The organism is Acidovorax sp. KNOB132, assembly GCF_057541515.1.
Genome location: NZ_BAAJYT010000293.1, coordinates 1 through 4,217, shown reverse-complemented (window position 1 = coordinate 4,217; position 4,217 = coordinate 1). Strand labels below are relative to the sequence as shown.

Annotated in this window: 3 protein-coding genes and 1 pseudogene; all 4 read right to left on the bottom strand. The window is 72.5% G+C overall.

What is annotated here, in order from left to right:
- Window positions 1-946: pseudogene (locus AC27IO_RS21220) on the bottom strand (protein-disulfide reductase DsbD domain-containing protein); the annotation flags it as partial.
- Between the two features lie 47 nt (window positions 947-993).
- Window positions 994-1,797: an alanyl-tRNA editing protein gene (locus AC27IO_RS21215; protein WP_498740616.1), complete on the bottom strand. Its 804-nt coding sequence runs from the start codon at window positions 1,795-1,797 to the stop codon at window positions 994-996.
- On the bottom strand, window positions 1,794-3,299 hold the full coding sequence (locus AC27IO_RS21210) for an MATE family efflux transporter (protein ID WP_498740615.1): 1,506 nt from the start codon (window positions 3,297-3,299) through the stop codon (window positions 1,794-1,796). Before AC27IO_RS21210 ends, AC27IO_RS21215 begins: the two co-directional genes overlap by 4 nt.
- A gap of 58 nt (window positions 3,300-3,357) precedes the next feature.
- The coding region (locus AC27IO_RS21205; RefSeq protein ID WP_498740613.1) for a zinc-binding alcohol dehydrogenase family protein at window positions 3,358-4,217 on the bottom strand (860 nt) is incomplete at its 5' end.

Sequence of the window (4,217 nt, the reverse complement as noted above, 5' to 3'; positions counted from 1 at the left end):
CAAGGCCGCCTCCAGCGCGGGCGAGACGCTGGCCATCGCCGCGAGCGGGGGGCCAGCCGCCCTCCAGCGGCAGCTCGGCCCGCCAGCCCTGGCCGGCATGGGCCAGCACCACGGGCATGGGCGTGGGGCTGGCGCTGCGCTGCGGCGACAGCGGCACGCGCGCCGTCCACACGTCGCCCTGCCAGGCCTGCGTCCAGTCCGCCGCGGTTTCGATCACGCCGGTGGTTTCGGGAAAGAACTCCAGCGCCTTGCCGCGCAGCGCGGCGGGCAGCCCGGCCACGGTGAGGGCGATGGCGTTGCCGTCCACGCGCGCGCTGCTGGCCGGGGCGCCGGCAGCGGGCGCCGGCAGCGGCTGGGGGTGTGCCTGCTGCGCGGCATCGAAGGCCCCGGCGCTCAGCGCCGTGGTGCTGCGGATCGGCAACTGCAGGGTGAAGTCGCCTTCTTCGGGGATGCATTCCTTGCGGCACACCAGCCACGAGGCGCGCAGGTGGAAGGTGGCGGTGCGCGCCAGCGGGCCGGGCGCGAACGCATCGGAGACGGCCATGGGCACCGGCAGCAGCACCGTGCCCTCGTAGCCGTAGTTGGCCAGGTTGCCGATGGGGATCTTGCGCGGCACGGGCCAGGCGATGTCGCCGGCCTCGATGCCGGCGGGCACCTGCCACTCCAGCTGTGTGGGCAGGCCCGAATCGCCCGAATTCATCCAGTAGGTGTGCCACTCGGGCTGGTGGGTGATCGACAGGCCCAGCCAGAGCGGCTTGCCCGGCGCCACACCCTCGGGGGCGTGGGCCACCAGCTCGGCCTGCACATGGGGGGTGGTGACGGTGCTGCTGCCGCTGCCGGCACCGGTGGTCTTGGGGCCCAATTGGGCCCCGGCGCCCATGTGGAAAGCGCTGGCAGCTATCAAAAAAAGAGCGGGCAGCAAGCGCTGGAGCAGGCGGTGTGACATGTCGCAGGGTGGGAGCCGTAGCCCGGGGTTTGGTTCCTGGGCCGGTGTCAGGCGGCGAAGCCGAGCACCACACGGCGCGACAGGGCGCCTTTCTTCTCGATCTTGGTCACGACCACGGCGCCGATCTCGCCGGTGTGCGCCACGTGCGTGCCGCCGCAGGGCTGCAGGTCGATCTGCGGCGCGCCCGCCTCGCCGGTGCCACCCACGCGCACGGTGCGCAACTGGCCCGTGCCGCGCGGCGGCTGCACGCTCATGCTCTTGACCAGGGCGGGGTTGGCGTCCAGCTCCGCATCGGTGACGGTGCCCAGGGTGACGGCATGGCCTTCGGCCACCAGGCGCGCGATGCCGGCGGTCAGCGCGTCCTTGTCCAGCGCGCCGTCCATGTGGAAATCGAGCCGCGCGTAGTCGGGGGTGATCGAGCAGCCGTTCACGGGCTGCGCCACCAGGTGGCACAGCAGGTGGGTGGTGGTGTGAAAGCGCATCAGCCGGTGGCGGCGCTCCCAGTCGATGCGCGCGGTCACGGCCTCGCCCACCGTCCAGGGCGCGACTTCGCCCGGTGCGGGCACGTGCACGATGGCGGCCGTGGGCCGGCCTTCGGCATCCTTGCCCTTGCGTGTGTCGGCAATGGCGACGGTGCTGCCGTCCGCCCGCATCAGCACGCCGCTGTCGCCGGCCTGGCCGCCCCCGAGCGGGTAGAACACGGTGCGGTCCAGCACGATGCCGCCGTCCGGCTGCACCGCCACCACGGTGGCCTGGCATTCGCGCAGGTAGGCGTCTTCGCGGAAGAGGTCTTGCGTGGCCAGCGTGGGGGTGGGGGTGGTCGCAGGGGGGGAGCGGTCGTCGGTCGTCATGGCCCGATGGTAACGGCGGCGCCTGCGGGAGCGCCCTCCGTGCGGCGCGCCGTGGGCGTGGCGTGCGCCGGCGTGCACACCGGCGCGGGCGGAAGGCCGCCCACCTCGGCGGGCGTGGCCACCGATTCGCCGGGCGGCAGCATGCGCGCCTGGCGCCAGCGGCCGAACCGGTAGTAGGCGATGGACATCAGCATGGCGCACAGCGCGCTGGCCGGAAAGCTCCACCAGATCGCGTCCGCGCCCAGCACCGGCTGCAGCCCGTACGCGATGGGCAGGCGGATGCCCCAGAGCGCCAGCCCGAGGATGATGAGCGGCGGCACCACCGCGCCCGTGGCCCGCACCACGCCCGACAGCACGAAGGTCACGCCGAAGAACAGGAACGACCCCACCGCGATGTGGTTCAAATGCCGGGCGGCTTCCAGCGAGGCGCTGCCCTCGGGCAAGAAGAGCGACAGCGCCATGCGGTCCAGCAGGATGAGCGGCGCGATCAGCGCGCCCGTGAGCAGAAAGTTGAACAGCGTGCCGCTGCGCGCCACGCCGTCCACCCGGTCCCAGCGGCCGGCCCCCACGTTCTGCGCCGCCATCGACGAGCACGCGGCGCCGATGGCCATGGCCGGCATCTGCACGTAGGTCCACAGCTGCAGCGCCGCGCCATACGCCGAGGCCGTGACCACGCCCTGGGCGTTGACCATGCCCATCACCATGAGCATGGCCAGCGAGATCATCACCATCTGCACGCCCATCGGAATGCCCTTGACCACCAGCGCCCGCAGGATGGCGGGGTCGGGCACGAACAGGCGCCACTGCGCCCGGCCGATCCACAGTGGATGGCGTCGGTAGCGCAGCCAGGCCAGCAGTGCCGCGAAGCTCAGGGCATTGGCCACCAGCGTCGCCATGGCTGAGCCGGCGATCCCCATGCGCGGCAGCGGCCCCAGGCCGAAGATGAGCAGCGGGTTCAGCGCCGTGTCCAGCACCACCACCAGCAGCAGGAACAGGAACGGCGTGCGCGTGTCGCCCGCGCCGCGCAGCACCGCCGACACGAACGCGAACAGGTACAGCAGCGGAATCGCCAGGAACAGCGTGCGCAGATAGGCCTCGGCCAGCGGCAACGCGTCGGCTGGCGTGCCCATCCAGCCGAGGATTTCGCGCGACAGCGGCAGCCCCACCAGCGCGATGAGCACCGAGGTGCCCCCGAAGAACGTGGCGCTGGTGCCCATCACGCGCTGTGCCTGTGCCAGGTTCCTGGCACCCATGGCCTGCGCCACGAGGATGGTGGCCGCCATGCCCACGCCGAACACGGCACCGATCAGCAGGAAGAGGATGTTGTTGGCGTTCGCCGTGGCCGTGAGCGCCGCCTCCCCCAAATAGCGCCCCACCCAGATGGCGTTGACGGAGCCGTTGAGGGACTGCAGCACGTTGCCCGCGAGGATGGGCAGTGCGAACACCAGCAGCGTGCGGCCGATGGGGCCTTGGGTCAGGTCGCGCGTGGGGGGCTTTGGCATGCGGCATGGTGCCAGCCGCCCGGGTGGCCCGGCTGTCGGCCGATGCCGGCACCGGCCATCAGAACCCCTGCAGCACGACCTTGCCGATGGCGCGGCCGCTCTCCACCAGCGCATGCGCCTGGCGCAGGTGGGCCGCGTCGATGCGCCCGCCATCGGTGGTGAAGGTGCTGCGCAGGCGCCCGGCGTCCAGCAGGCGCGCCACTTCGGCCAGCAGCTCGCCCTGGCGGTGCAGGTCGGGCGTGCCGAACAGCGAGCGGGTGAACATCATTTCCCAGTGCAGCGAAATGCTCTTGCGCTTGAGCGGCATCACGTCCAGCGAGGGCATGTCGTCGATCACGGCGATCTGCCCCTGGGGCCGCACGCAGTCCACGTACTGCGCCATGTAGGCCGGCGTGTGGGTGAGGGCCGCCACATGGTCCACCTGCGGCACGCCCAGCGCGGCCAGTTGCGGGGCGAGCGGCTGGCGGTGGTCGATCACGTCGTGCGCGCCCAGGTCCAGGCACCACTGGCGCGTCTCGGGGCGTGAGGCGGTGGCGATCACGCGCAGGCCGGTCAACTGGCGCGCGAGCTGGATCAGGATCGAGCCCACCCCGCCCGCGCCGCCCACCACCAGCAGGGACTGGCCCGCCGCAGCGCCGTCGCCCGAGGGCACGCGCAGCCGGTCGAACAGGATTTCCCAGGCCGTGATGGCGGTCAGCGGCATGGCGGCCGCCTGCGCATCGGACAGCGTGGCGGGCGCATGGGCGGCGATGCGCGCATCCACCGTGTGCAGTTCGGCGTTGGAACCGGGGCGGTCGATGGCGCCGGCGTAGTAGACCCGGTCGCCCACGGCGAAGCCCTGCACCGCGCTGCCCAGCGCCTGCACGGTGCCCACGGCGTCCCAGCCCAGCACCTTGGCCGCGCCGCCTTCGGGCGCCG